Origin of the sequence: Xanthomonas cissicola (assembly GCF_008801575.1) — a bacterium.
Lineage (GTDB): Bacteria > Pseudomonadota > Gammaproteobacteria > Xanthomonadales > Xanthomonadaceae > Xanthomonas > Xanthomonas cissicola.
Window position 1 is genome coordinate 1 of sequence record NZ_VZPL01000194.1, and the last position, 1174, is coordinate 1174.

The following is a 1174-nucleotide window of genomic DNA, read 5'->3' on the forward strand; positions in this document are numbered from 1 at the left end:
CGCGCCGGGTCTGCTTGCGCTTGCCCAGGCCCTCAGCGTCACCGAACGTCAGCTGCATAGATGATCCTCTACATGATGAGGCGGGTAGTGTCGCGTATCTGTGGTGCGTTGTTCAGAGCTTCCTTAGGCTTTCAACAGCTGAAGCAGAACAATTGCTGCGTTTGCGGCCGTGAGAACCAATATGGCCCACGTGAGGCACGCCATTGTGCGCGTGAGGGAGAGCATGCGAGCGTTTTCTCGAGCCAATTTACGATGTGCAATCTCCTCACGGTAGAAGCTCGTGCCGACGACGGTACTTTTGGCCAGATCGTTGTAGCGGTTGACCAAGTCGTCGTCAGACATTGCGGCGATTTGCTCATGTGTTGGCGCCATCCCCATGACACTTCCTTTCAAGGCCTAACGCCTGAGTTAAGTCGCACCGCTTTGTGGCGGCGGCAGAGTCACAATCCTACGTGACTTTTCCGGCGCCGCCACAAAGCGGTGGGACCGAGGCGCTGCCGGCGACGCCGGCCAGTGCGTGGAATCTCGCGTTATGTGCGCTGGCGGCCTCGCCGCACTAGGGCTTGCAGCGCGGCTTTAAATGATTGAGCATCAAACATCGAAGTTTGATAGGTCGATCATGACATCCCCCATTTCCATCACCACCCTCGCCGCCCTCGCCAGTGCCGGTGTGCTGCGCACCGTGCAGCTGGTCGGCCAGGTCGGCGGCTATACGGTCATGGTGCGCGTGGGCCAGGTCGAGAAGCAACTGACCGGCCAGCGCGGCGAGGCGCGCGTGTTTGCCTCCCTGGACACCGCCGCCGCCCAGCTGCTGGCGCTGGGCGTGACGGTGTTTGAGGTGCTGCCGGCCAACTACGTGCGCGCGCCCAAGGTCTACCGGCGCGGCCGCCCGGCCGCGTTGAAGGAGTTGGCCAAGCTCCAGCGCCAGGCCAAACCCGCCAAGCCTAAGCCGGCCAGGAAGCCGGCCGGCGCGGCGGCGGTGGCCACCGCCGCGAAGATCCTGCCCAGCGATCGGGCACAGCTGAAATTGAGGGTCGGCAGGGATTCGTGTAAAAAACAGCCAAAAGTGAGCTAACTCGCTGTCAGCACAGAAATTTTTCACAACCTTCTGCCGATCCTCCATGCGGGTCCGTGATCGCCTTCATGTCTGCGCCTCACCCTGGTCGTCGAGGGT

Annotated in this window: 2 protein-coding genes; one reads left to right on the forward strand and one right to left on the reverse strand. The window is 61.9% G+C overall.

Going from position 1 to position 1174, the window contains the following annotated elements:
* Positions 1 to 123 precede the first annotated feature (123 nt).
* Entirely contained in the window at positions 124 to 342 is a 219-nt protein-coding gene (locus tag F7R02_RS25430) for a hypothetical protein (protein WP_019238192.1), read from the reverse strand.
* 277 nt (positions 343 to 619) lie between these two features.
* Here F7R02_RS25430 and F7R02_RS25435 point away from each other — a divergent pair, with 277 nt between their 5' ends.
* Entirely contained in the window at positions 620 to 1075 is a 456-nt protein-coding gene (locus tag F7R02_RS25435) for a ParC-related protein (protein ID WP_151210323.1), read from the forward strand.
* The last annotated feature ends 99 nt before the right edge of the window (positions 1076 to 1174 follow it).

Bases quoted from the DNA above. Each gene is read 5' to 3' on its own strand.
- F7R02_RS25430 (WP_019238192.1), bottom strand. From the start codon at position 342: ATGTCTGACGACGACTTGGTCAACCGCTACAACGATCTGGCCAAAAGT.
- F7R02_RS25435 (WP_151210323.1), top strand. From the start codon at position 620: ATGACATCCCCCATTTCCATCACCACCCTCGCCGCCCTCGCCAGTGCC.